The organism is Burkholderia sp. BCC1644 (assembly GCF_902833225.1).
In the GTDB taxonomy this organism is placed as follows: Bacteria; Pseudomonadota; Gammaproteobacteria; order Burkholderiales; family Burkholderiaceae; genus Burkholderia.
Genome location: NZ_CADFEI010000003.1, coordinates 469,637 through 492,560, shown reverse-complemented (window position 1 = coordinate 492,560; position 22,924 = coordinate 469,637). Strand labels below are relative to the sequence as shown.

General features: G+C 67.2%; 19 protein-coding genes and 1 pseudogene. 10 read left to right on the top strand and 10 right to left on the bottom strand.

Annotated features, from left to right (window positions below):
- The first annotated feature begins 84 nt into the window (after window positions 1-84).
- The gene (locus tag HWX87_RS08685) at window positions 85-576 is read left to right on the top strand and encodes an NAD(P)H-dependent oxidoreductase (RefSeq protein ID WP_176046748.1); all 492 of its coding nucleotides are present in this window, start codon (window positions 85-87) and stop codon (window positions 574-576) included.
- A 90-nt stretch (window positions 577-666) separates the two neighbouring features.
- Here HWX87_RS08685 and HWX87_RS08680 read toward each other — a convergent pair whose 3' ends face one another.
- Window positions 667-1,251 carry a DUF2889 domain-containing protein gene (locus HWX87_RS08680; protein WP_176046747.1) on the bottom strand — a complete coding sequence of 195 codons (585 nt, stop codon included), beginning with the start codon at window positions 1,249-1,251 and terminating at the stop codon, window positions 667-669.
- A 618-nt stretch (window positions 1,252-1,869) separates the two neighbouring features.
- Between HWX87_RS08680 and HWX87_RS08675 the strand changes: the two genes are divergently transcribed.
- On the top strand, window positions 1,870-2,550 hold the full coding sequence (locus tag HWX87_RS08675) for a ProQ/FinO family protein (protein WP_176046793.1): 681 nt from the start codon (window positions 1,870-1,872) through the stop codon (window positions 2,548-2,550).
- Window positions 2,551-3,008: 458 nt separating this feature from the next.
- A complete protein-coding gene (locus HWX87_RS08670) occupies window positions 3,009-4,070 on the top strand; it encodes a DMT family transporter (RefSeq protein WP_176046746.1) in 1,062 nt (353 codons plus the stop codon).
- A gap of 111 nt (window positions 4,071-4,181) precedes the next feature.
- Here HWX87_RS08670 and HWX87_RS08665 read toward each other — a convergent pair whose 3' ends face one another.
- From HWX87_RS08665 to HWX87_RS08635, 7 genes are all read right to left on the bottom strand, one after another.
- On the bottom strand, window positions 4,182-4,772 hold the full coding sequence (locus tag HWX87_RS08665) for a nitrogen fixation protein NifQ (RefSeq protein ID WP_176046745.1): 591 nt from the start codon (window positions 4,770-4,772) through the stop codon (window positions 4,182-4,184).
- 75 nt (window positions 4,773-4,847) lie between these two features.
- Window positions 4,848-5,273 (bottom strand): TOBE domain-containing protein, encoded by a 426-nt coding sequence (locus tag HWX87_RS08660; protein ID WP_176046744.1) that lies wholly within the window; start codon window positions 5,271-5,273, stop codon window positions 4,848-4,850.
- A gap of 189 nt (window positions 5,274-5,462) precedes the next feature.
- The gene (locus HWX87_RS08655) at window positions 5,463-6,962 is read right to left on the bottom strand and encodes an efflux transporter outer membrane subunit (RefSeq protein ID WP_176046743.1); all 1,500 of its coding nucleotides are present in this window, start codon (window positions 6,960-6,962) and stop codon (window positions 5,463-5,465) included.
- Window positions 6,959-7,939, bottom strand: coding sequence for an HlyD family secretion protein (locus tag HWX87_RS08650; protein WP_176046742.1), 981 nt, complete (start codon window positions 7,937-7,939; stop codon window positions 6,959-6,961). The genes HWX87_RS08655 and HWX87_RS08650 overlap by 4 nt, the downstream gene beginning before the upstream one ends.
- Window position 7,940: 1 nt before the next feature.
- Window positions 7,941-8,153, bottom strand: a complete 213-nt coding sequence (locus HWX87_RS08645; protein ID WP_176046741.1) for a DUF1656 domain-containing protein — start codon at window positions 8,151-8,153, stop codon at window positions 7,941-7,943.
- A gap of 34 nt (window positions 8,154-8,187) precedes the next feature.
- Window positions 8,188-10,311, bottom strand: a complete 2,124-nt coding sequence (locus HWX87_RS08640; RefSeq protein WP_176046740.1) for an FUSC family protein — start codon at window positions 10,309-10,311, stop codon at window positions 8,188-8,190.
- Window positions 10,308-10,787, bottom strand: coding sequence for a MarR family transcriptional regulator (locus tag HWX87_RS08635; RefSeq protein WP_176046739.1), 480 nt, complete (start codon window positions 10,785-10,787; stop codon window positions 10,308-10,310). Before HWX87_RS08635 ends, HWX87_RS08640 begins: the two co-directional genes overlap by 4 nt.
- 333 nt (window positions 10,788-11,120) lie before the next feature.
- On the opposite strand from HWX87_RS08635, the gene HWX87_RS08630 reads away from it, so the two are divergent.
- Together HWX87_RS08630 and HWX87_RS37985 are read left to right on the top strand one after the other, a co-directional pair.
- Window positions 11,121-11,981: a MaoC family dehydratase N-terminal domain-containing protein gene (locus tag HWX87_RS08630; RefSeq protein WP_176046738.1), complete on the top strand. Its 861-nt coding sequence runs from the start codon at window positions 11,121-11,123 to the stop codon at window positions 11,979-11,981.
- 121 nt (window positions 11,982-12,102) lie between these two features.
- Window positions 12,103-12,244: pseudogene (locus tag HWX87_RS37985) on the top strand (MmgE/PrpD family protein); the annotation flags it as partial.
- 59 nt (window positions 12,245-12,303) lie between these two features.
- Here the strand turns inward: HWX87_RS37985 and HWX87_RS08625 are convergent.
- Window positions 12,304-12,999, bottom strand: a complete 696-nt coding sequence (locus HWX87_RS08625; protein WP_176046737.1) for a TetR/AcrR family transcriptional regulator — start codon at window positions 12,997-12,999, stop codon at window positions 12,304-12,306.
- Between the two features lie 757 nt (window positions 13,000-13,756).
- Here HWX87_RS08625 and HWX87_RS08620 point away from each other — a divergent pair.
- The 4 genes from HWX87_RS08620 to HWX87_RS08605 all read left to right on the top strand — a co-directional run bounded on the left by HWX87_RS08620 (window position 13,757) and on the right by HWX87_RS08605 (window position 20,449).
- Window positions 13,757-15,121, top strand: coding sequence for a DUF1329 domain-containing protein (locus HWX87_RS08620; RefSeq protein WP_176046736.1), 1,365 nt, complete (start codon window positions 13,757-13,759; stop codon window positions 15,119-15,121).
- A gap of 72 nt (window positions 15,122-15,193) precedes the next feature.
- Complete coding sequence (locus HWX87_RS08615; protein WP_176046735.1) at window positions 15,194-17,038, top strand: DUF1302 domain-containing protein; 1,845 nt, start codon at window positions 15,194-15,196, stop codon at window positions 17,036-17,038.
- A 67-nt stretch (window positions 17,039-17,105) separates the two neighbouring features.
- Window positions 17,106-19,466 (top strand): efflux RND transporter permease subunit, encoded by a 2,361-nt coding sequence (locus HWX87_RS08610; protein WP_176046734.1) that lies wholly within the window; start codon window positions 17,106-17,108, stop codon window positions 19,464-19,466.
- Window positions 19,467-19,480: 14 nt separating this feature from the next.
- Window positions 19,481-20,449, top strand: coding sequence for a YCF48-related protein (locus HWX87_RS08605; RefSeq protein WP_176046733.1), 969 nt, complete (start codon window positions 19,481-19,483; stop codon window positions 20,447-20,449).
- Between the two features lie 149 nt (window positions 20,450-20,598).
- On the opposite strand, the gene HWX87_RS08600 is transcribed toward HWX87_RS08605, so the two are convergent.
- A complete protein-coding gene (locus tag HWX87_RS08600) occupies window positions 20,599-21,495 on the bottom strand; it encodes a LysR family transcriptional regulator (RefSeq protein ID WP_176046732.1) in 897 nt (298 codons plus the stop codon).
- Window positions 21,496-21,619: 124 nt separating this feature from the next.
- On the opposite strand from HWX87_RS08600, the gene HWX87_RS08595 reads away from it, so the two are divergent.
- Complete coding sequence (locus tag HWX87_RS08595; protein WP_176046731.1) at window positions 21,620-22,909, top strand: MFS transporter; 1,290 nt, start codon at window positions 21,620-21,622, stop codon at window positions 22,907-22,909.
- Window positions 22,910-22,924: the final 15 nt, after the last annotated feature.

Sequence of the window (22,924 nt, the reverse complement as noted above, 5' to 3'; positions counted from 1 at the left end):
AAGCGGAGCCGGCGCGATGCGCGCGAGCGGTGCGCGCAGCATCGATGCGCCGTCGCACCTGAAGCCGAACGCGAGCGATTACGCATGAAGACGCTGTTGATTGTCTATCACACGATGACCGGGGGCACGCAACAGATGGCCGAAGCGGCTGCCGGCGCGGCGCGCGAGCAGGCCGGCATCGACGTCAGGCTGCAGCGTGCGGACGCGACGAGCGCAGACGACGTGCTGGCCGCCGACGCATACCTGTTTGCGACGCCGGAGAATCTCGCGGCGATGTCCGGGCTGATGAAGGACTTTTTCGATCGCTGCTACTACGCGGCGCTCGATCGCGTGAACGGTCGCCCGTATGCGGCAATGATTTGCGCGGGCAGCGACGGACAGAACGCGTTGCGCCAGATCGACCGGATCGCGACCGGATGGCGGCTGAAGAACGTGGCGCCGGGCCTGATCGTCTGTACGCACGCGCAGACGCCGGAGCGTATTCTCGCGGCGAAGACGATCGACGGCGATGATCTCGTGCGCTGCGCGGAGCTCGGTGCAGGTCTTGCCGCGGGACTCGCGCTGGGCGTCTTCTGATGCAGGTTGTGGCTGCGACGACTTGCCGGCGCGGTTCGGCGGACAGCTCACGCGGTCGTGAAGACAAGCAACCGGCCGAATCCCCAAAACCTAGCTGCTTTTTGCCGCTGACGAAGGCCGGTGGTATTCGGGCCAAAGACGTTTCACGAGATCGCGCGATGCGCCGTACGCGTGGCAACTGTCGATCTTGAGCGGCCTTCCTTCGCTGTCGCGGTAGTCCAGCGACGACTGCCGCACGCCGACCATTGTCTGATAGGCCGTGGTGGCGATCGGGCCGAGCAATTCCTTCAGGTGCGTGCACGTATCGCAGGACGGCAGGCGTTTGCGGACCTCGCTGTTCCAGCCGGCGCCGATGTTCAGTCCGACGAGTGCCTGCAGCGAATCGCCGCCGCCCGGACACTGCGCATACGGATGCGCGCGAATGAACGTCGAAACCGCGCGAACGACCATGTCGGCGTCGAAGACCAGCGTCACGCCGAGGTCGTGGATCGGCGACAGCGCCGCGACCGTCCGCGTGCCGCCCGGCGGCGTGAAATCGCTGGTCTTGCGGTCGGCGAGGCAGGCTGTCACTTCGAACAGGCCGTCGCTGCGCCGATAGCCGCGCATGTCGATGTGTCGATGGTGAATTTCCTCGCGCGTGATGTCGTCGTGCGCGATGTCGTGTCGGGGAACCATGTATCCGCTCCGTTTCGTACAACCGGTTCTTTTCGCAGGCAAAGGGCGAGCATCGCCGGCTGACCGGGCGTGCAGCGAAACTGGCCGAGGTGCGCTGCCGACGACGTCGATGCGGCCATACTACGCATTTTCCGGCATTCTCGTACGCGGCACGATCGATGCGGACGCAACGAGTCGACGGCGTGCCCGGTACAACCGGGAGGGCAGGTGACGTGTCGCGCGACGGCGTTCGGCGTCCGCCACGCGGATTGCAGCACGCCGGATGCGGGCCGGTGCCGAAGCCGGGCCTGGCCCGATTTCCGCGACGGCCTCGAATGGCGTGACATCCGGAAACGTATCCATATAATGCGCAACATGACCGCGCGGACGCCTTTTCGGCCTCCGGGGTCGGGCAAATGCAGACCGGCGAGTCAACCGGCCACCGCGCGTACCGGTATACTTCCACTCCTGCCTTGTCCGGCATCGTGGCCGGGTGCCTGAAAACAGAGTGGCGTGCGCGATGCGGCCCCGTCGTGGTCCGCATCGGCGGCAGACGGGCCGCCCGCACGGCGGCGAAGCTTTCGAGCCGCACGGCATGGCCGCACGAACCACACCTTATATTCCTGGTGGATTGAATTTATGGGTTTTGAACAACTTGCCGAATTGCGGGCGCAGCTCGCAGCGAAGGCCAAGCAGGAGCGCAACGCGAAGCGGCCGGCAGCGCCGGCGGACACCGGTGCGAAGCCGAAGTCCGGCGATCAGCCGTCCCGCGGTGCCAAGCGGGGTGCTGGCGCCAAGGCGGGTGCCGGTGCGAAGGCACCGCATCGCGCGAAGCCCGCTTCGGCCAAGCCGTCGGCGCCGGTCGATCCGGTCATCGTCGCGATCGGCAAACTGCAGCGGAAGTTTCCGAGCGCGTTCCCGAAGAATCCGGCCCCCAAAGTGCCGCTCAAGGTCGGCATCTGGGACGACCTGGCGCGCGAAGCACAGGCCGTCGGCCTTACCGAAGCCGAACTGCGCGAAGCCATGTCGACGTGGTGCCGCGGCAACCGCTACTGGTCGTGCCTCGTCGAAGACGCGGTGCGCGTCGACCTGCAGGGCAACGAAGCAGGGCGCGTCACGCATGACGACGCAGCACGGGCACGCCGGTTGAAGGCACGCCGTCCCGGCAAGGGCGCCGCGCAAGCGGCCAAGGGCGCACAGCAGCCGCCGAAGGCCGAGCAGCAGGCCGAGGCCGTTGCCGCACCGCAAGCGGTGGACGCAGCAGAAGCGCAGACCGATACCGCACCACAGGTCGAGCAGCAAGTGGCCGGCAACGAGTAATACCGCCGCTTACTGCACGGCGCGTACCCGCATGAACGTCGTATGCGGCGCATGACACGATGGACTGACCTGCCTCGATAGAGGCAGGTCAGGACTGCCTCCCCGGCGCTTGCCGGCCAGCACCCACTTATCCCGAGCAAGACAGGCAACGCAACCGGACGAAGAACACTCGTCAATCGGCACTGCGGGCGCTCGCTATCTTCAGGTTAACGATTTGCATACCTGAATGTTACGGTGTCGTCACGTAATAATTCGGTTTCCTAAAACAGGTTCGGCGGAACCGCCGGCCAGGATGCGAACGATCCGGTCGGGGGCGTCGCGACACGATGACGCGCGATAATCCCGACTGGATCGTCGTGCTGCACGCTGCAGCTTGCATTTCGAAAGGTGCGAAAGGCCCGTGCCGACTTGATCCGAAGTCACGTCCATCGACTTTCAACGTCAATTCAAGCCGGATCATGAACCCGAGACATTCCGCGATTCTTGTCGCACTCACCGCCGCCGCGCTGTTCGGCGCCGCGACACCGCTTGCCAAGGCGCTGGTCGGCGCGATGTCGCCGTTCATGGTCGCCGGACTGTTCTATCTTGGCAGCGGCGTCGGGCTCGGCATCGGGATCCTGCTGCGCAGGCTGCACAACCGTCGCGCACCGGTGACGGATGCCGCGCCGCTGCAGCGCGCCGACCTGCCGTGGCTGGCTGGCGCGATCGTGGCGGGCGGTGTGGCCGGCCCAGCGTTGCTGATGCTCGGGCTGTCGAGCACACCAGCGGCGACCAGCGCGCTGCTGCTCAATCTCGAGGGCGTGCTGACGGCCGTCATCGCATGGGTCGTGTTTCGCGAGAACGTGGATACACAGGTGTTTCTCGGCATGGTCGCGATCGTCGTGGGCGGCACGCTGCTGTCGTGGGTGCCGGGTCGGGCCGGCGTGCCGGTGGGCGCGCTGCTGATCGTCGGTGCATGTCTGTGCTGGGCGATCGACAACAACCTGACCCGCAAGGTCGCCGCGAACGACGCGATGGTCATCGCGTGCGTGAAAGGGCTGATCGCCGGGCCGGTGAACATCGGTATTGCGCTGGCGACCGGCGCGACGTTGCCCGCCGCACCGGTCACGGCTGCTGCAATGTTGACGGGGCTCGGCGGCTACGGGATCAGCCTGGTGCTGTTCGTCGTTGCGCTACGCCATCTCGGCAGCGCGCGCACCGGTGCGTATTTCTCGATCGCTCCGCTGTTCGGCGTCGTGCTGTCGCTGCTGATCTGGCCCGCGCTGCCGCCGGCAACTTTCTGGGTCGCCGCCGTGTTGATGGCGCTCGGTATCTGGCTGCACGTGCGCGAACGGCATGAGCACACGCATGAGCACGAGCGGCTCGAGCACACGCACCGGCATCGGCACGACGAACATCACCAGCACACGCATGATTTTGAGTACGACGGCAACGAACCGCACTCGCATCCGCACGTGCATCTGCCGATCACGCACAGTCACGCGCACTTTCCGGACATTCATCACCGGCATCGGCATTGACCGCAGTCATGGACGGCAGGCGACGCGCGCTTCAAGGTGACCATTTATGGGATATGCGTCGCGTACCCGTCCATGACGGCGATGACGCAAGCGCTCAGGTCGCCGTGATGGTTATCGCGCGTGAGGAAAGCAGAAACCGAAATCCTCGCAGCCCGGGCATCCGGGTGCCGGGCCTGGCGGTACGCCGAGTGAGGCGGCCACTTCCAGTGCGAGGAATTTCTTCCAGCGCAGGTGGGTGACGTTGCGCGCGGCAAGCGCGGGGAAATAGCGATCGAGCATCGCGGATACCGCGTCGCGCCCGTCGAGCCCGAGATCGCGCCACAGATGGTCGGGGCGCAGGCACGCATGCGCGATGATCGATGCGAGGCAGTCGGCATCGTCGCGGGCGACGGCGGGATTCGCGTCGTCCATCAGTCGCGTGTGCAGCGTCGCGACGAACTCGGCGTGGGCCGCGGGCAATAGTGCCAACGCGACCGTCGGCGTGAGTGCGGTGGTCTCGGCGGGAGTCAGGTGCGAAAACTGCCGGGCAAGCAAGCCGGCGAATTGTGCTGGAGAGAGACCCAGCAGCGCATGCTCGTTGCGACACGCACGTGCGGCGATGAGTGCGCCGAACAGCGGTGCGTCAGGTGCATCGGCGCGGGCCGCTGCTGATTGCAGCGTTTGCAACGCCTGGTCCCGCACGCGATCGAAAGCGGCTGTCATCGGATGTCTCCGGATGACAGCCGGGCCGCGCGGATGCGCGGCGCAGGACGGTTCGCCATCGCGACCGTCACGCGATCACTCGACGCCGACGATCACGCTCGATGCCTTGAAGATCGCGGACGCGGCCGAGCCGCTCGCGAGGCCGAGACGATCGACGCTGTCGTTGGTGACGATCGCGACGATCTCGGCGCCACCCGTGGCCTTGATCACGACTTCCGAATTGACCGCGCCCTTCGTGACCGTCGCGACGGTCCCTGCGACGCAGTTGCGCGCCGATACCTTGCTGCTGTCGACGTCGACCATCACGATCACCGACGAGGCCTTGACGAGTGCGAACGCCTTCGTGCCGGCCGCGAGGCCCAGCGACGCCGCGCTGCCGTGGGTGATCACGGCGACGATGTCGAGACCGTCCTGCGTGCGGAGCGTGATTTCGTCGTTGACGGCACCGGGCTTGACGGCGCTGACCTGGCCGGCGAAATGGTTGCGAGCGCTGGTTTGCATGATGGATCTCCGGAGTGGATGTCGCTGCCGGACCGGCAGCGAAAGATGAGCGGAATGCATCGGCGAGTTTACCGCCAATGCGGGCGTCCGTCGCCCTCCGGATGCTATGGTGCGAATCACGAAAACCCCTTTGTACACGGCGTTTTGCGATGCTGGCGCTATATACCGAAGTCTATGACGCTCGGGGTATTACTCGTTCGTCGCGGATGCCGAAGCGGCGTGCGCGGTGTCGGGCCGGGCGCCCTGCGCGCTCGCCGTGTTGTCACTGTCCCACCCGCCACCCAGCGCGAGGAAGAGCCGGACCTGATCGGCCGCGACCTGGCCTTCGGCCGCCGCAACCTGCGCCTGCACGCTCGTCAGCGTGCGCGTCGCATCGAGATCGGAGAGGAACGACTCGCGGCCGGCCGCATAGAGACGATGCGTTTCGTCGGCGGAATTGCGCGCCGATTCGTACGCCGTGCGCAGCGCATCGGTGCGCTGCACGTCGGCCGCATAGGTCGCGAGGCTCGACTGCGTTTCGCGCAGCGCGTTCAGCACGACGCCGTCGAAATGTGCGAGCGCGCCGCCCGTCGCAGCCTCGGCTTCGCGCACGCGTGCGCGCTGGCCGTTGACGGGGAACGACCAGCTGATCAGCGGGCCGAACGACCAGCGATTCGTGTTGGACGAGAACAGGTCGGCGGCGACACCGACCGAGCCGGCCGACGCACCGATGCTGATCGACGGATACAGCGCAGCGGTCGCCACGCCGATCCGCGCGGTCGAGGCGGCGAGTTGCCGCTCGGCTTCGCGTACGTCGGGTCGGCGGCGCAGCAGCGCGGCGCCGTCGCCGATCGGGATCGGCTGTCGCAGCTTCGGCAGCCGTTCGCATTCGGCAACGGCTTTCGGCAGGTCGGCTGGCGAGCGCGCGAGCAGCGCGGCAAGCTGGTACTGCGCGACCTTGCGGCGGCCTTCGAAGCGCGGGATGTCGGCGGCAAGCGTGCGCACCTGCGTCACGCCGCGCGTCACGTCGGTCTGGTTGCCGCGCCCGGCATCGCGCAGCCGCTGCGACAGCGCGACGCGCTGCTTCTGCAGCGCGAGCGACTGCTTCGCGATCGCGAGTTCGTCACCGGCCGAGCACGATTCGACGTACGCGCGAACGACGTCGGCGACGACGGTGATGCGCGCCAGGTCGCCGGCCGCCTTGACGGCGTCGCTGTCCGCGCGCGCGGCCTCGACACCGCGCCGCAGCTTGCCGAACAGGTCGATCTCGTACGACACGTTGATGCCGACCGCGCCTTCGTTGACGACCGGCAGCTTGTTCTCGAGCAGGTATTGCTCGGCGGATTCCTGCGCGCGCTGCACGGCGGCTTCGGCGCCGCCAGAGAACCCGCCCTGCTGGCTCGCGACTTCCAGCGCCGCGCGCGAACGCGCGAGGTTGGCCGCGGCGACGCGCAGGTCGGTGTTCGATTTCAGCGCGTCACGCACGAGCGCGTCGAGCACGGGATCGTCGTACAGCTGCCACCAGTTGCCGGGCACCGCGTCGCGCGACACGAGCGTGCCGTTCGCGTCGTTGAGCGCATGGTTCGCGAGCGGCGCATTCACGTACGCCTGCTGCGGCAGCGTGTAGTCGGGGCCGACGGACTTGCACGCGCCGAGTGCGAGCGCAAGCGGCGCGAATGCAGCCGCGAGGCGCAGACGGTGCCGGTTCATTGCGATGCTCCCGCCGCGCTGGCGGCTGCCCCGGATGCCGCGGAGAGCGGCGCCGCGGCCGAGGCCGCGCTGGCACCGGCTGCCGGCTTCGCGTTGCCGTTGCGGCGCGTGTCGGCGTCGCGCATCGAGACGGTCGCGGTGCGGCCGGCGATCATCCGGAAATCGTCGGGCACTTCGTCGAGCACGACGCGCACCGGCACGCGCTGCGCGAGCCGCACCCAGCTGAACGCCGGGTTCACGTTCGGCAGCAGGTTCGCGCCCTGCGTGCGGTCGCGATCCTCGATCGCGGCGACGATGCTTTGCACGTGGCCGCGCAGCGCATGCGGCTCGCCCATCACGATGATGTCGACCGGCTGGCCGATGTGGATGCCGCGCAACTTGGTTTCCTCGAAGTAGCCGTCGACGCGGAACGAATTGCGGTCGACGACCGACAGTACCGCGCGGCCGGCCGGCACGTATTCGCCGACGCGCGGCGCGCGGTCGTTCAGGTAGCCGTCTACGGGACTCACGATCGTCGTGCGCTGCAGGTTCAGCTTCGCGGTGTCGAGCGACACCTGCGCGTCGGCGACGCTGGCTTCGCCTTGCTCGACGCGCGTGCGGCTTTCCTCGACCTGCTCGCTCGCGACCAGGTTGCCGAGCTGCAGGTTGCGCGCGTATTCGCGCTTCGCCTGGGCCAGTGTCGCGCGGCGCTGCGCGAGCGTCGCTTCGGCGAGCCGTTCCGCAAGCGTGTAGCGCGCCTGGTCGATCACGAACAGCACCTGGCCGCGCTTGACCTCCTGGTTGTCGGCGACCTGTACCGACGTGATGAGGCCCGATACGTCCGGCGCGACCTGGATCACGTCGGCGCGCACGTGCCCGTCGCGCGTCCACGGCGAGAACATGTAGTAGTTGATGATCCGCCACAGCACGAGGCCGGCCACGACGACGACGATCAGGGTGAGCAGGATTTGTCCTGCCGAGAGCCAGGATTTTTTCACGTTAGGTAGCCACGAGATGGTGGGAAGCGATGATGACGGCGGCAAGCACGAACACGTAGATGCCGAGGTCGAAGATCGAACGGTGCCAGACGAGGCGGTAGAAGCCGACGCGCTCGAGCACGGCGCGCACGACGATGTTGATCAGGTAGGCGATCAGCATCAGCACGAGCGGAGCCGGCACGAATACGCCGAAGATGTCGATTTCGCCGATCATGGTCGCGGTCGGAAGGACAGGTTGGGAAGCCGGATCATGCGCGTGCTCCGTCCGGAGCCTGGGGCGCCTGGCCGGCGGCGGCCGGATACAGCGACAGGCGCAGCCCGACGAGCGCGTGCAGCGTGTCGCGCAGCCGGCGGTGCGTGGCCGGGGCCGCAGGCGCGGCGCTGCCGTCGACCGGCGCTGCGCCCGGCAGGCTGCGGCCGGCCACGCGATGCAGTGCGTCGTCGATCGTCGCGAGCAACGCCGGCGGCGCCGGCTGGCGCGCGTTCGCGGCCGCGCAGCGCGCGTAGTGATCGGTGACGCCGGCGAGCACGCGATCGATCGCGTCGGGCACGTCGCCCGACAGGCGGCGGCGCGAGCGGCGCAGGTCGAGCGCGTTCAGCGCGATGCGCAGGTCGCGGAAGCTCTCGATCGACGGGTGGCGGTGGTCGTCGGATGCGCCGAGGCGCGGCAGCAGCTGCGTGACGCGGTCGAGCATTCGCGATGCGTGGTTGCGCTGGTCGTCGAGCGGCTGGGTCGACGCGGAGCGCGCGACGTCTTCCCAGCCCGAGCGCAGCAGGCGCCGCACCGCGAGCTCCGCGCCGAACGGCCGTGTCGCGCGCGTCCACACGTACGCGAACAGCAACCCGGCGACACCCGCGAGGTTGCTGTTCAGGAACACGAAGAAGTCGGCCTCGTACGCGCTCTGGATGCTGATGAAGGTGGCCGTGTTCACCGCGACGAGCATCGTCACCATGTTGAACTGCGGGCGCGGCAGCAGCGTGCCGATCAGGATGAACGGGCCCGCGAACATCAGTACGAGCATCGCGAAGTCGTGCACGTGCGGCAGCACGACGAACAGGTACAGGCCCGCGAACACGACGCTCGCGGCGGTCGACAGGAAGAACTTGAACACCAGCGGCGCCGGTTCGTCGAGTGCGGCGAAGAAGCTGCACGACACGGCCACGAGCGTGACGGCCGCCGCGCCGTCGTGCCAGCCGGACGAGATCCACAGCCAGCACGCGAACACGATCGCGAGCACGACGGTCAGCGTCGAGAACAGCATCATCCCGCGATCGAAGAAGCGCTCGGTGCCGCCGAGCCGCCAGTGCCGGTAGCGCGGCTGCCACACGCCCGATTCGTTCGCGATCAGCGCGCGCAGCGAGCGGCAGTCCTGCCAGATGTCGATGACCTGGCGCAGCCGCCACAGCGCGTTCGACAGCAGCGCGCCGTCCCAGCTCGCGAGCGCGCTGTCGGCGGGCTGCAGCGCGGCGATGCGCTCGCGCAGGTTGTCCGCGACCGGATCGTGGGCCATGTCGCCGTCGGTGCCGGTCTTCACGGCCGGCAGCGGGGCGTCGAACCATTTCGCGGCATCGGCCAGCAGCGCATCGAGGGCGGGCGGGCGCACGTGCAGGTCGCGCATCAGCGCGATCAAGGGATCGGCGAGCGATGACATCAGCGGCAGGAACAGCTGCATGCGGCCCGCGAGCGCCTGCGCGCGGGCGAGGATGCGCGGGTGCGCATGGTCGTAGCTCAGCTGGCTCAGCAGGAATTCGAGGCCGGTGATCGTCGCCGCGAGCCGTTGCCGGCATGCCGACAACGCCTTGCCGGCGATCTGCCCGGACAGCGTCTCGCGGCCGTAGAACGCGGCGTCCTTGAACCATGCGTCGGTGCGCTCGATCAGCGTCGGCGCGAGGCGGTTCGGGAACACGGCGCTGCCGACCACGCTGGCGCACACGATGCCGAGCACGATTTCCTCGGTCCGTGCGATCGCGACGTCGAACACGGTGGACGGATCGGTCACGGTCGGCAGCGCGATCAGCGGCATCGTATAGCCGGCGAGCATGAACACGTAGCTGCGCGCGGTGCGGTCGGAGATCGCGAGGTAGAGCAGCGTGCCGCACCAGGTCGCGACGATGATGCTGAAGAGGAGCGGCGTCTCGACGAACGGCGGCACGAAGAAGATCGCGGCGGCCGCGCCGAGCGCGGTGCCGAGCGCGCGGTACAGCGCCTTCGAGCGCGTCGCGCCGACGAACGGGTTCGACACGATGTAGACGCTCGCCATCGCCCAGTACGGACGCGGCAGCTGGAAATACAGGCCGAGGTACAGCGCCAGCATCGACGCGGCGAACGTCTTGCCCGAGAACAGCCAGTCGCGAAGGCTCGGATAGGTCATGACGCGGTGTCGTCGACGTGCGGGAGACGCGTGGCGGGCGAGTGCGACTCGGATGCGTTGAACGCTTCGAGCACGCGCAGCGTCGTTTCGAGATCGGCGCGCGACACGCCCTTGAGCACCTGGGCGCGCAGCACGCGCAGGTCTTCTTCCATCTTCGCGGTGACCGCGCGGCCGGCGGCCGTCAGCGAGATCGTTTTCGCGCGGCGGTCGTGCGGATCCTCGTCGCGACGCGCGAGGCCGGCCGCGCACAGCTGGTCGAGCAGGCGCACGAGTGACGGCCCTTCGATGCCGACGTGTTCGGCGAGCGCGCCCTGCCGGACGCCTTCGCCGAGCCGGCCGGCGATCAGGAGCGGCGTCGCGCAGGCCTCGGACACGTTGTACGCGGTCAGCACGCCGTCACTGGTGCGGCGCCACTTGCGCGCGGACAGCACCAGCAGGCTGCTGACGGCGAGGCGGAGGTCGTGCAGATTGGTCATGGCCGAGATGATAGGGGCAAAAATATTCGATAGCAAACTATCGTTTTTTTCACCCGGATGACATGTCGCTCGTGGCGCGGCCGGTCCGTCAGAAGCAATTTAGGCGGCGTGCCGGCGGTGGTCAAGCTGTAAGCTTGGCGCCAGGAATCGCACGCGGCGCGCGTGGCGACTATATTTGAACGGTTCGAATGGTCAGACGAAAATCGTCCGGCAGGACGGGCAGGGCCGCATGCGTTAAGCAAATTCGAAGCCCCGGTTCGGGAAAGCCGACTTCGCGAAACGGCGTGCGGCGTGCATATTAGGGCCATTGCCAGCGCACCGGAGACTCCATCAGTGTCGAACTCATCCTCGCAACCCGCCGCACCCGTGTCACTCGACGCGTGGGCCGGCAAGACCGAAACGCTCGGCGACGACATCACCGCGTTCCCGTTGAACGCGCTGGCCGCCACGCTCGACCGCCCGTCGCCCGGCGACGTCGTGCCGCCGATGTGGCACTGGCTCTACTTCCTGCCCGTCGCACCGCTGGCCGAGGTTGGCCCCGACGGCCACCCGAAGCGCGGCGGCTTCCTGCCGCCGGTGCCGTTGCCGCGCCGCATGTGGGCCGGCGGCCGGCTGACGTTTCATGCGCCGCTGCGTGCGGGGCGGCGCGCGACGCGCGAATCGACGATCGCGAACATCGAGGACAAGACGGGCCGCAGCGGGCGGCTCGTGTTCGTGACGGTGCAGCACCGGATCGAATCCGATGGCGCGCTGTGCGTCGAGGAAGAGCACGACATCGTCTATCGCGACGCGCCGCAGCCGGGCGCGCCGGCGCAGAAGCCGGTCGCGGCGCCCACGGGCGAAACGTGGGCGCGCACCGTCACGGCCGACGCCGTGATGCTGTTCCGCTATTCGGCACTGACCTTCAACGGCCACCGCATCCACTACGACCGCAGCTACGTGACGCAGGAAGAAGGCTATCCGGGGCTCGTCGTGCACGGCCCGCTGATCGCGACGCTGCTCGTCGATCTCGTGCATCGCGAACGGCCGGACGCGACGCTCGCGAGCTTCGCGTTCCGCGCGGTGCGCCCGACCTTCGACGGGGAGCCGTTCACGCTGTGCGGCAAGCCGTCGGACGACGGCCGCACGATCGAGCTGTGGGCGAAGGATCGCGACGGCTGGCTGACGATGCAGGCGACCGCGACGCTTGCCTGACGCGCGTCGGTGCGCTGACGGCGACGGGGCGCAAGACGCGTCACAGGCGCGGCGCCGGCGCGCGGCGACAGACGACATGTTGCGCGAACGGCACGATCCGATTCCGCTTCCGTGTCCGATGATGACGGGCACGATTCCCGCACCCGGCCTCACGCTCGCGCCGTTCGCGGCGCAACAGCGCGTCGCCGCGATTCCGGCCGGTGTCGTCGCGTGCGCGGTCAATCTCCAAGTCGATTGGCTCGGCTCGGCTCTGCGCTGGCCGGCAAGGGCGCATGGCCGCAAGCGTTCCCGTTTGCAGCGGCGGCAGACCGTTGCCGCGCGTTCAGCCCGGCAACGATGCCACGGTGAGCACGGCCTTCACCGCTTCGTCTTCCATTCCCTTGATATCGGACGGGAAGCGATTGCGCTGCGGGATCAATACGCCCAGCCCTTCGATCTGCGCGGTGATCAGTGCCGACCGGCGCGCGAGTTGCTGCGGCGTCAGGCCGGGATTCACCGCCGTGACGAAGCCGGCAATCATCTGGCGCTGGAACAGGTATGCGTCTTCCATCGCCTGCCGCGCAAACTCGTGCGCATGCGCGAGCGCCCAGATGTTCACGAACAGGCTTTGGGTTCGCGGCAGCTTCGCATCCTCGATCAGCATCCGGACCACTTTCTCCAGCCGCGCTTCGGGCGACAGCGTCGCGTCGGTCCGCACGCTGTCGTAGTTCCTCGAATACTCGGAGGTGGTCTCACTGATGATCGCCGCGAAGAGATCCTCGCGCGACGGGAAGTAGTGCTGCAGGTTCGACAGCGCGAGCCCCGCGCCGGTCGCGACCTTGCGCATCGTCAGGCCGCCATAGCCGTCGACGACGAAGATCTCGATCGCACTCTCCAGAATGCGGCCGACCGTGTTGCGGCCGCGCTGGGTCAGCGCACGCGTGCCATCGGCCGACTTCGCGTCTGACGTGGGCTCTGGCCGACGCGGCGACGCAGGTTCCGCGCGAATGTCATCAGGGCTCGTCGATTTCGGTTCCATCGAGGTTTCTCCTCCGGCGGGCAACGCTTGCCCGCGTCTTGCGGATGCAGCGCTGATTGTAGGTTATCCGACCTAGTGTCTCAAGCCGTGCGGGTTGCACGCGTGCGTCGACCGCGGCCGCGCACGCTGCCGGAGCCCGCCGGTGCCAGTTCGCCCCGAACGGCGCTGCGCGAAATTCTACGTGCGTTTCCGGCGTCGCCCGCCTGGCATGAAGTCCGTTGTTTCACTCGCGACGGCATCTTCGGCGCAACTTGCCTTGGTGCGACGCTTGTCAGTAGGTCAATCAACCTAGGTGGTGGTGCGCACGAAGTGTTTGACCGCGCCATTCGAGCGCGCCGATGACGGCCGTCGACTTGCCGACGAGCGACGTAAGGCGCCCGAAATATTCGAAAAATACGCGATAAATCCAACCAACCAGCCTGAACATGCGACACAAGATGCACCTTTCTCAGGCGAGGGTTTCACCCGACTTGTGACAAAAAACTGCCCTGCGTATAACGCTTATTAGGTCATGTGACATATTTAAGGGGTGGTGGAAATGACGTAAGAACAGGCCCCGGCGTGACCCGCCGCACTTTCCTGCGCGAGGCCCGTCCGGCGATCGCATGACGGCGATCTGCTCGCTGAAGGAGGTGTGCCGACATTCGACATCCGGGCCGGAGACACCGACTCCCGGAGGACGCGCCATCGAGCCGATGGCAGGGACAGCTTGGCGCTGCACGGCGGCTGCCGGCAACGAGGATCAGGAGCGAGAACCATGAACAGGAAGCATGCAATCGGAACGTTGACCGCCGTCGCGGCGGCGTTGTGGCTGGCCGCCGGCAGCGCGGCGGCCGAAGAACTCACGGCGACCGGCGCGGAGCGCGGGCCGAGCAAGGACGGCCTCGTGCCGGCCTTTGCCGGCCGACAGGCGCCGCAATCGGGATGGGAGTACGGGAAAGTCCGCGGCGATTTCTGGAAGCACCGCAACGAGCAGCCGCTGTATTCGATCGACGCGGCGAACCTCGACAAATACGCGGACAAGCTGTCGCCTGGCCAGATCCAGCTGATCAGGCAACTGAAGGGCTATCGGATGGACGTCTATCCGTCGCACCGCGAATGCCAGTTGCCCGACGTGGCCGAACAGAACTCGAAAGCGAACCTGACGGCGGCGAAGCTGGCCGCGAACGGCCAGTCGCTGCAGGCGGCCGTGCTGCCCGGGGTACCGTTCCCGCAGCCGAAGACCGGCGCCGAGGCGATGCTGAACTACGAGACGCGTTATCGCGGCGAAGGGATCGAATGGTCGCCGATCGCGACCGTCATTTCACCGCGCCCGGGCAGCAGCGACTGGATCGACGGGGTCGGCCCGCAGGCCGAATACCTGCCGGCCGGCAAGCTCGGCAAGACGTCGCCGCAGGACGTCGACCAGATGAACATGGCCGTCTACTTCTCGATCAATTCGCCGGCCGCGCTTGCCGGGCAGTCGTTCGTGCAGCGCCAGTATTACGACAAGGACTCGGAGACGTACTACTACTTCCCGGGCCAACGCCGCGTGCGGCGCATGCCGGCCTACACGCACGATGCGCCGCTGATCGGCTTCGAGAATCAGTATCTGGTCGACGACTCGAACATGTTCAACGGCTCGCTCGACCGGTTCGACTGGAAGCTGGTCGGCAAGAAGGAAATGATCGTGCCGTACAACGCGTTCGGGCTGTACTCGTTCAAAAGCAAGCTGCATGACGTCGCGACGCCGAACGGCATTTCCACCGAGCACCGCCGCTACGAAGTGCATCGCGTGTGGGTCGTCGAAGCGACGCTCAAGGCGAGTGCGCGCCACGTCGCGTCGAAGAAGACCTTCTACCTCGACGAGGACAGCTGGCTCGCGCTGACGGCCGAGGACTACGACGCGCAGGGCAAGCTCTGGAAGGTGCGCGAGAGCTACCCGATTCCGGTGTTCGAACTGGGCGGCGCGTGCGACAACCAGCCGTTCGTCCAGTACGACCTGAACAACGGCCGCTACGTGTTCGACGGTTCGTCGATCGGGCAGGGCAAGGACATCCGCTACTACGAACGCGCGAACGATCCGCGCTTCAAGCCGGATTTCTACACGGCCGAATCGCTGCGCTCGGTCAGCGAACGATGACGCACACCGCCTAGCGTGAAGATCCGGCGTGCGCGCGACGCGCGCCGGCGCCGAGAAGGGGAGGGACAGGACATGAAACCGAGAATAATGATTAGGCATACTATGATTTTGCTTGCCGTGACGAGTGCGACGGCAACGAATGCATTCGGCTACCAGTTCGCGACCGGGACCGGTGACCTGCAGGGTTCGTGGGTCACCAACCTGACGGCCGGCGCCGGGATCCGGACCAAGAGCCCGAGCTGCTCGCTCACCGGCGACCCGAACGCGTTCGGATGCGGTGCGAGCGCGAATACGAATCAATGGGGCTTCGGCGACAGCGGCAACCTGAACTACCGGAAGGGCCAGCCGTTCAGCACCTACGTCAGCGCGACCAGCGAGCTGCTGCTGAAGATGCCGGGCGAAGGATTGAAGTTCATGGTGCGCGGCACCGGCATGTATGACTTCATGGCCGGGAATACGAACCGCACGCCGCTGTCGAGCACGGCTGCCGCGCAGGTCGTGTACAACGCGCAGCTGCTCGATCTGTGGGGCGAGAAGGATTTCACGATCGCGGGCCGCAATGCGCATGTGCGCGTCGGCAACCAGGTGATCAACTGGGGCGAGAGCATTTTCGCGCAGAGCGGCATCAACGCGACCAACTCGATCGACGTGCAGAAGCTGCTGATTCCCGGCTCGCAGCTCAAGCAGGCGCTGCTGCCCGCGCCGATGGCGAGCTTCGCGGCGGACCTGTCGCACGGGTTCAGCACCGAGGCGTATTACCAGTTCCAGTGGAACGGCAACCGTTACCCGCCGGTCGGCTCGTACTGGTCGACGTCGAATATCGTCGGGCGCGGCGCCGAGCCCTATACGGTGAATACCGCCAACCCGAACGTCGCGGGTCCGAGCGCGGGAACGATCGCGAGCGCGATCGGCGGGACGAACGCCGCAGGCAACCAGGACGCGTTGAACGCGATCAGGAACGGGCTCGTCAACGGGACGTATGCGGGGCCGCCGTTCAACGATATCGGGCTACCGCTCACGACGACGTTGCCGGCGAAATACCGGCCGCAGTTCGGCGTGAAGTTCAACTTCTCGCCGCGCTCGTTCGATGCGAACTTCGCGCTCTACTACGAAAACTATACGGACAAGTCGCCGGTGCTGACCGCGCTGGCGAATGGCGGCATCCGGGCGTCCTATCTCGGCAGCCGCCAGCTGTTCGGCGCGAGCGCGAACTTCGGCGTCGGCCCGTGGGCGATCGGCACCGAGCTGTCGTACCGGCCGCGCGACGCCGTTGCGTTGACGGGCTGCTACGGGCCTGGCGGCCCGCTCGATGCGATCACGAACGGTGTGACCGGCCTCGACTGCCAGCAATGGGTCGACAAGAAGAAATTCCAGTACGACCTCAACGGGCTGCTGGCGCTGACGCGCAGCGAGTATCCGTTGCTGAAACTGCTCGGCGCCGATTCGGCCGCGCTGACGTGGGAGCTGACATGGATCTACTACCCGGGGCTGAGCGCGAGCGGCGTGACGCGCACCGTCGGCGGGCAGACCGTCACGCAGGCGCCGCAGGCCGGCTATGCGCCGTGGCTGAACAACGGTTCGGGGCTCGGCTACCCGATCGCGATGGCGCAAGGCACCGCGAGCTCGGTGGGCGCGACGATCGATTTCAACTGGACCTACGACGGTTCGCTGATCCACGGCTGGCAGGTGACGCCGGGCGTGACGTTCTCGGACGGCCTGTACGGCTATACGCCGACCTTTACCGCGAATTACCTGCAGGGCGCGAAGTCGGTGAACGTCTACGTGCTGTTCAACCAGAACCCGCCGACCTGGCAGGCGGGCATCAATTTCACCGCGTTCTTCGGCGGACACCAGACGGTCGGGCAGCCGTATGCGGACCGCAATTTCGTCGGGATGTTCGTCACGCGGAATTTCTGATGGTGACGGGGGCAGGCGGTGCGCATCGTTCGCCGTGCACCGTCGCAATACATGAAGGGGTAAGGTCGTGCTCAATCGTTTGGTCAGTCGCCTGGAAAGGTTCTTCTTCGGTCATCGCGTGCTCGTGCTCGCGGCGATCGCGCTGTTCACGGTCGTCATGGCCGTGTTCGCCGTGCAGCTGCGCATGGATGCCGGTTTCGAAAAGCAGATGCCGATCGGGCATGAATACATCCGCACGTTCCAGCAGTACCGGAACGATCTGCTCGGTGCGAACCGGATCACGGTGGTCGTGCGGGCGAAGCACGGGTCGATCTGGTCGAAGGCTGGCTTGACGCGGCTGTACGACGTCACGCAGGCCGTCACGTACCTGCCGAACGTCGACCGGATCGGCGTGCGCTCGCTGTGGACGCCGAACGCGTTCGTCAACGAAGTGACCGATGAAGGTTTTCGCGCGGAGCCGATCATTCCCGGCACGATCACGCCCGACCAGCTGACACCCGAGCGCGTGCAGGGCATTCGCCGCTCGACGACGCTCGGCGGCTACGTCGGCACGCTCGTGTCGCACGGCGAGGACAGCGCGATGATCACGGCCGAGCTGAACGAGCGCGACAGCGCCGGCAAGGTGCTCGACTACGTCGCGTTCAATCATTTGCTCGAAAGCAAGATCCGCAAGCCGTTCGAGGATGCCGGCTACGAGATCCAGATCATCGGTTTCGCGAAGCAGATCGGCGATATCGCCGACGGCGCGACGGCCGTGCTCGGCTTCTGTGGCATTGCACTGCTGCTGACGGCACTCGCGGTGTACTGGTACTGCCATTCGGTGCGCTTCACGGTGCTGCTGATCGCGTGCTCGCTGACGTCGCTCGTGTGGCAGTTCGGCACGCTGAAGCTGCTCGGCTTCGGGCTCGATCCGCTCGCGGTGCTGGTGCCGTTCCTCGTGTTCGCGATCGGCGTGTCACACGGCGTGCAGCAGGTGAACTTCATCGTCCGCGAGATCGCGCACGGGCAGAGCTCATACGATGCCGCGCGCCACAGTTTCCGCGGGTTGCTGATCCCCGGCGTGCTGGCGCTGATTACCGCGTTCGTGTCGTTCATCACGCTGCTGCTGATTCCGATTCCGATGGTGCGCGAGCTGGCGATTACCGCGTCGCTCGGCGTTGCATACAAGATCGTCACGAACCTGATCCTGTTGCCCGTCGCGGCTTCGTGCTTCAACTTCACGAAGGCGTATGCGGACCGCGCATTGAAGCGCGCCGAACGCCGCGCGGCGTGGCTGCGGCCACTCGCGCGCGTCGCACAACCGAAATACGCGGGTGCGACCGTCTTGCTGACCGTCGTGGTGTTCGGTCTCGCCGCGTGGCAGAGCCGCGACCGCGTGATCGGCACGCTGCAGCCGGGCGCACCGGAACTGCGCGCGGACGCGCGTTTCAATCGCGACGCGACGTCGATCGCCGGCAACTACGACATGGGGCTCGACTGGCTGACGGTTGCGATCGAGTCGAACGGCAAGGGGTGCGACAACGCGGCGGTCGGCTTGTACGGGGACGATTTCTCGGCCGCGATGCGCACCGAACCGGGCGTCGTGTCGGTGCAGTCGTATGCCTCGATGCTGCGCGCGTACAACCAGGGTTACAACGAGGACTACCCGAAGATGAATGTCGTGCCGATCGCTGCGGAGAACTACGGCGCGGTGTCGGTCGACGTCGGACGCGCGAAAGGGCTCATGAATGCCGATTGCAGCATGACGGCCGTTCATCTGTTCCTCACGGACCACAAGGCGACGACGATCAACCGGATTCTCGACGACGTGAAGCAGTACCGCGCGGCGCATCCGTTTCCGGGCATCACGGTGCGGCTCGCGGCCGGCAATGCGGGCGTGCTCGCCGCGACGAACGACGAAGTCGAGAAGAGCGAGTTGCCGATGATGCTCTACGTGTACGCGGCGATCCTGATCCTCGTGTTTCTCGCGTACCGCGACTGGCGCGCGATGCTGGCCTGCTGCCTGCCGCTGTCGGTCGCCACCTTCATCGGTTACTGGTTCATGAAGGAACTGCAGATCGGGCTGACGGTCGCGACGTTGCCGGTCATGGTGCTGGCGGTGGGTATCGGCGTCGACTACGCGTTCTACATCTACAACCGGCTGCAGGTGCATCTGGCGGGCGGCCAGGACATCGTCAAGGCCGTGCAGCACGCGCTGCTCGAAGTGGGCGTCGCGACCATCTTCACCGCGATCACGCTGGCGATCGGCGTCGCGACGTGGAGCTTCTCGGCGCTGAAATTCCAGGCCGACATGGGCAAGCTGCTCGCATTCATGTTCATCGTGAACCTCGTGATGGCGATGACTGCCTTGCCCGCGCTGGCGTCGCTGCTCGAGCGCTGGTTTCCGCGCCGCAAACCGGCCCGTGCGCCGGGCCTGTTCAGCCACTGACCGGAGTTCCAGCCATGATCAAGACACTCGTTGCAGGTATCGGATTCTTCATCGCCGCCGCCGCGTTCGCGCAGGAGGGGGGCGGCACGGTTGCCGCGTGGGCCAGCCGGCCGGCTCACGCGTGGGCCGCGCCGACGCACATGATGCTGATGGACGCCACACGTGCCGGTTCACGGATCGTCGCGGTCGGCGAACACGGCATCGTGTTGCTGTCCGACGATGACGGCAAGAGCTGGCGGCAGGCGCGGCGCGTGCCGGTGTCGGCGACGCTGTCGGCCGTGGCGTTCGCGGATGCGAAGCACGGCTGGGCCGTCGGCCAGTGGGGCGCGATTCTCGCGACCGACGACGGCGGCGATACGTGGGTCACGCAGCGGCTCGACACGTCGATCGATCAACCCCTGTTCTCGGTGCTGTTCACGAATGCACGGGACGGCATCGCGGTCGGCCTGTGGTCGCTGATGCTGCAGACGCATGACGGCGGCAAGACATGGACGCGCACGACGCTGCAGAAGCCGCCGGGCGGCGGCAAGGCCGACCGCAATCTCTATCACGTGTTTGCCGATCCCGCGCACGCGCTCTACATCGTGTCCGAGCAGGGGATGGTGCTCAAGTCGGCCGATGGGGGCGCGAACTGGGCCTATCTGCCGACGGGCGGCAAGGGCACGTTGTGGTCGGGCGTCGCGATGCCCGATGGGCGGATCGTGGTCGGCGGGCTGCTCGGCAGCCTGTTCGAGAGCAGCGACGGCGGCACGACGTGGGCCGCGCAGCACACCGGCACGCGCAGCTCGATCACCGGTCTCGTCGCGACAGGCGGCGGGCTGACCGGCGTCGGCCTCGATGGCCTCGTGCTGACGCAGCGCGTGGCGGGTGGCCCGGTTTCGGTGTCGCAGCGCGAGGATCGCGCAACGATGACCGCCGCGCTCGTCAACGGGCGCGGGAAGCCGCTGCTCTTTTCGCAGGCCGGCGTGCTCGACACGCCTTGACTCGTTTTCCGAACGAGCGCATGCGTGTCGGCGGTCAACGAGGACCGCACGCGCGTGCTGCGGATACGAGCGCATCTGGATGCCTCGATGTTGGCGTCGCCGATGTTCCGCGCGGCGCACACGGGCGGTTGCTCCGGCCGGCCGGATGCTCAGGCGCGCGTATCGTCCGACGGCAGCAGCGCGGCGAAACGGTCCGCGAGCGTCGGACGCGACCGTGCGGGCCAGATCGCGCTCAATTCGAAATTCGGCAGCGCGGCGCCGTCGCGGACCGGGCTGTATGTGACGCCGTCGAACGCGAACGCGTGGATCGAGCGTGGCAGCAGCGACACGCCGCATCCGGCAGCGACGCACGCGACGACGGTCAGCGTGCGGTTCACGTCGAGCACGATGTCCACCGGATGCCCGGCCTGACGGAACGCGCTGAGGATGCCCGCGCGGATCAGCGGCAGTTGATCGTGCGGAAACCACACGAGGCCGACGGCAGAGAGATCCTGCAGCGTAACCGTGCCGTCGGGCTGGCGCCGGAAATCCTTCGGCAGCACGGCGACGAGCGGGTCGCGCCGGATCAGCTTCTCGCGCATCCGGCCGTTCACGGCCACCGGCGTGTGCAGCAGCCCGATGTCGATCTCGCCGCGCTCGAGCGCGATCGCCTGTTCGGCATTGCTCATCTCGCGCATCACGAGCTCGACGTCGGGTGCGCTTTCACGCAACGCGCGGATCGCACGCGGCAGCGTGTCGAACAGCGCGGCGCTGACGAAGCCGATCGTCAGGCGCCCGGCGCGTTGCGCGCCGATCTCGCTGGCCCGGTGCGCGGCCGCGTCGAGCCGCGCGAGACTCAGCCGCAGGTCGTCGACCATCGCGAGGCCGGCCGGCGTCAGCGTCGCCCCGCGCCGCGAGCGGTCGAACAGCCGGACACCCAGTTCCTTCTCCATCCGGTTCAGCGCCTGGCTGAGCGCCGGCTGCGCAATGCCGAGTTCGTTGGCCGCGCGCGTGAAGCTGCCCGTATCGACGATCGCAAGGAAGTAGCGGACGTGCCTGATTTCCATAAGCTTGCGTTATGAATAATTATTCAAAACATGGTAGCGAATTATCCCAGCGCTTCATAGGATGCACATCGGGCCACGGCATCGCCGCGCGCCGCGATGGAACGACGACACGAGGAGACCCGCATTGAACTGGACCCGCGAACTATCGACGACCGAACGGCGCACGTTGCGCGGCTGCTTTGCCGGCTGGGCGCTCGACGGCCTCGACACGCAGATGTTCAGCCTCGTGATCCCCGTGCTGCTCACGACCTGGGGCATCGGCAAGGGGCAGGCCGGGCTGATCGGCGGGGCGACGCTCGTGTCCGGTGCGCTCGGCGGGTTGCTGGCCGGCATGATCGCCGACCGCTACGGCCGCGTACGCGCGCTGCAGATCACCGTGTGCTGGTTTTCGCTGTTCACGTTCCTGAGCGCGTTCGCGCAGAACTTCGAGCAGTTGCTCGTACTGAAGGCGCTGCAGGGCCTCGGTTTCGGCGGCGAATGGACCGCGGGCGCCGTGCTGCTCGCCGAAACGGTCGGCGCGCGCCACCGCGGCAAGGCGATGGGCGTCGTGCAGAGCGCGTGGGGGTTCGGCTGGGGCGGCGCCGTGGTGCTGTACATGCTGGTGTTCGCATGGGTGCCGGCCGAGTGGGCGTGGCGCGTGCTGTTCGCGATCGGCGCATTGCCCGCGCTGCTGGTGCTGTATATCCGCCGTGCGATTCCGGAGCCGCCGCACGCGACGCCGGTCCAGGCATCGGCGCAAGCGAGCGCCGACGATGGGCCGACCGTCGGCATCTTCGACCGGTCGGTGCTGCGCGCGACGGTGGTCGGCGGCCTGATCGGCGTCGGCGCACACGGCGGCTATCACGCCATCACGATCTGGCTGCCGACCTACCTGAAGACCGAGCGCCACCTGTCGGTGCTCGGCACCGGCGCGTATCTCGCGGTCGTGATCGTCGCGTTCATCTGCGGCTGCTTCCTGAGTGCGTACCTGCAGGACCGGATCGGCCGCCGCCGCAACGTGATGCTGTTCGCCGCGTGCTGCGCGGTGATGGTGAACCTGTACGTGTTCCTGCCGCTGAACGATGTCGCGATGCTGCTGCTCGGGTTCCCGCTCGGCCTGTTCTCGGCCGGCATTCCGGCGACGCTCGGCACGCTGTTCAACGAGCTTTACCCGCGCAACGTGCGCGGGCGCGGCGTGGGCTTCTGCTACAACTTCGGCCGGATCGTGTCGGCCGGCTTCCCGGTGCTGGTCGGGCGCATGGGCGAGTCGCTGCCGCTCGGCACGGCACTCGGCATCGACGCGGGCATCGCCTACGGGCTCGTCGTGATCGCGGTGTGGTTCCTGCCCGAAGCCCGCAGCCACCGGTTGTCCGGCGTCGCGCCTGGCGGTGACGCGAATGCCGAGGGCCAGCCGCGCGCAGAGGCGTCGCTGTAGCGTTCGCCGCGTCGC

Excerpts from the sequence above, each read along its gene's own strand:
- HWX87_RS08620 (WP_176046736.1), top strand. The coding sequence starts at position 13,757 with ATGAACAGGAAGCATGCAATCGGAACGTTGACCGCCGTCGCGGCGGCG.
- HWX87_RS08605 (WP_176046733.1), top strand. The coding sequence starts at position 19,481 with ATGATCAAGACACTCGTTGCAGGTATCGGATTCTTCATCGCCGCCGCC.
- HWX87_RS08600 (WP_176046732.1), bottom strand. The coding sequence starts at position 21,495 with ATGGAAATCAGGCACGTCCGCTACTTCCTTGCGATCGTCGATACGGGC.
- HWX87_RS08655 (WP_176046743.1), bottom strand. The coding sequence starts at position 6,962 with ATGAACCGGCACCGTCTGCGCCTCGCGGCTGCATTCGCGCCGCTTGCG.
- HWX87_RS08665 (WP_176046745.1), bottom strand. The coding sequence starts at position 4,772 with ATGACAGCCGCTTTCGATCGCGTGCGGGACCAGGCGTTGCAAACGCTG.
- HWX87_RS08680 (WP_176046747.1), bottom strand. The coding sequence starts at position 1,251 with ATGGTTCCCCGACACGACATCGCGCACGACGACATCACGCGCGAGGAA.
- HWX87_RS08675 (WP_176046793.1), top strand. The coding sequence starts at position 1,870 with ATGGGTTTTGAACAACTTGCCGAATTGCGGGCGCAGCTCGCAGCGAAG.
- HWX87_RS08625 (WP_176046737.1), bottom strand. The coding sequence starts at position 12,999 with ATGGAACCGAAATCGACGAGCCCTGATGACATTCGCGCGGAACCTGCG.
- HWX87_RS08685 (WP_176046748.1), top strand. The coding sequence starts at position 85 with ATGAAGACGCTGTTGATTGTCTATCACACGATGACCGGGGGCACGCAA.
- HWX87_RS08670 (WP_176046746.1), top strand. The coding sequence starts at position 3,009 with ATGAACCCGAGACATTCCGCGATTCTTGTCGCACTCACCGCCGCCGCG.
- HWX87_RS08640 (WP_176046740.1), bottom strand. The coding sequence starts at position 10,311 with ATGACCTATCCGAGCCTTCGCGACTGGCTGTTCTCGGGCAAGACGTTC.
- HWX87_RS08660 (WP_176046744.1), bottom strand. The coding sequence starts at position 5,273 with ATGCAAACCAGCGCTCGCAACCATTTCGCCGGCCAGGTCAGCGCCGTC.
- HWX87_RS08645 (WP_176046741.1), bottom strand. The coding sequence starts at position 8,153 with ATGATCGGCGAAATCGACATCTTCGGCGTATTCGTGCCGGCTCCGCTC.
- HWX87_RS08635 (WP_176046739.1), bottom strand. The coding sequence starts at position 10,787 with ATGACCAATCTGCACGACCTCCGCCTCGCCGTCAGCAGCCTGCTGGTG.
- HWX87_RS08615 (WP_176046735.1), top strand. The coding sequence starts at position 15,194 with ATGAAACCGAGAATAATGATTAGGCATACTATGATTTTGCTTGCCGTG.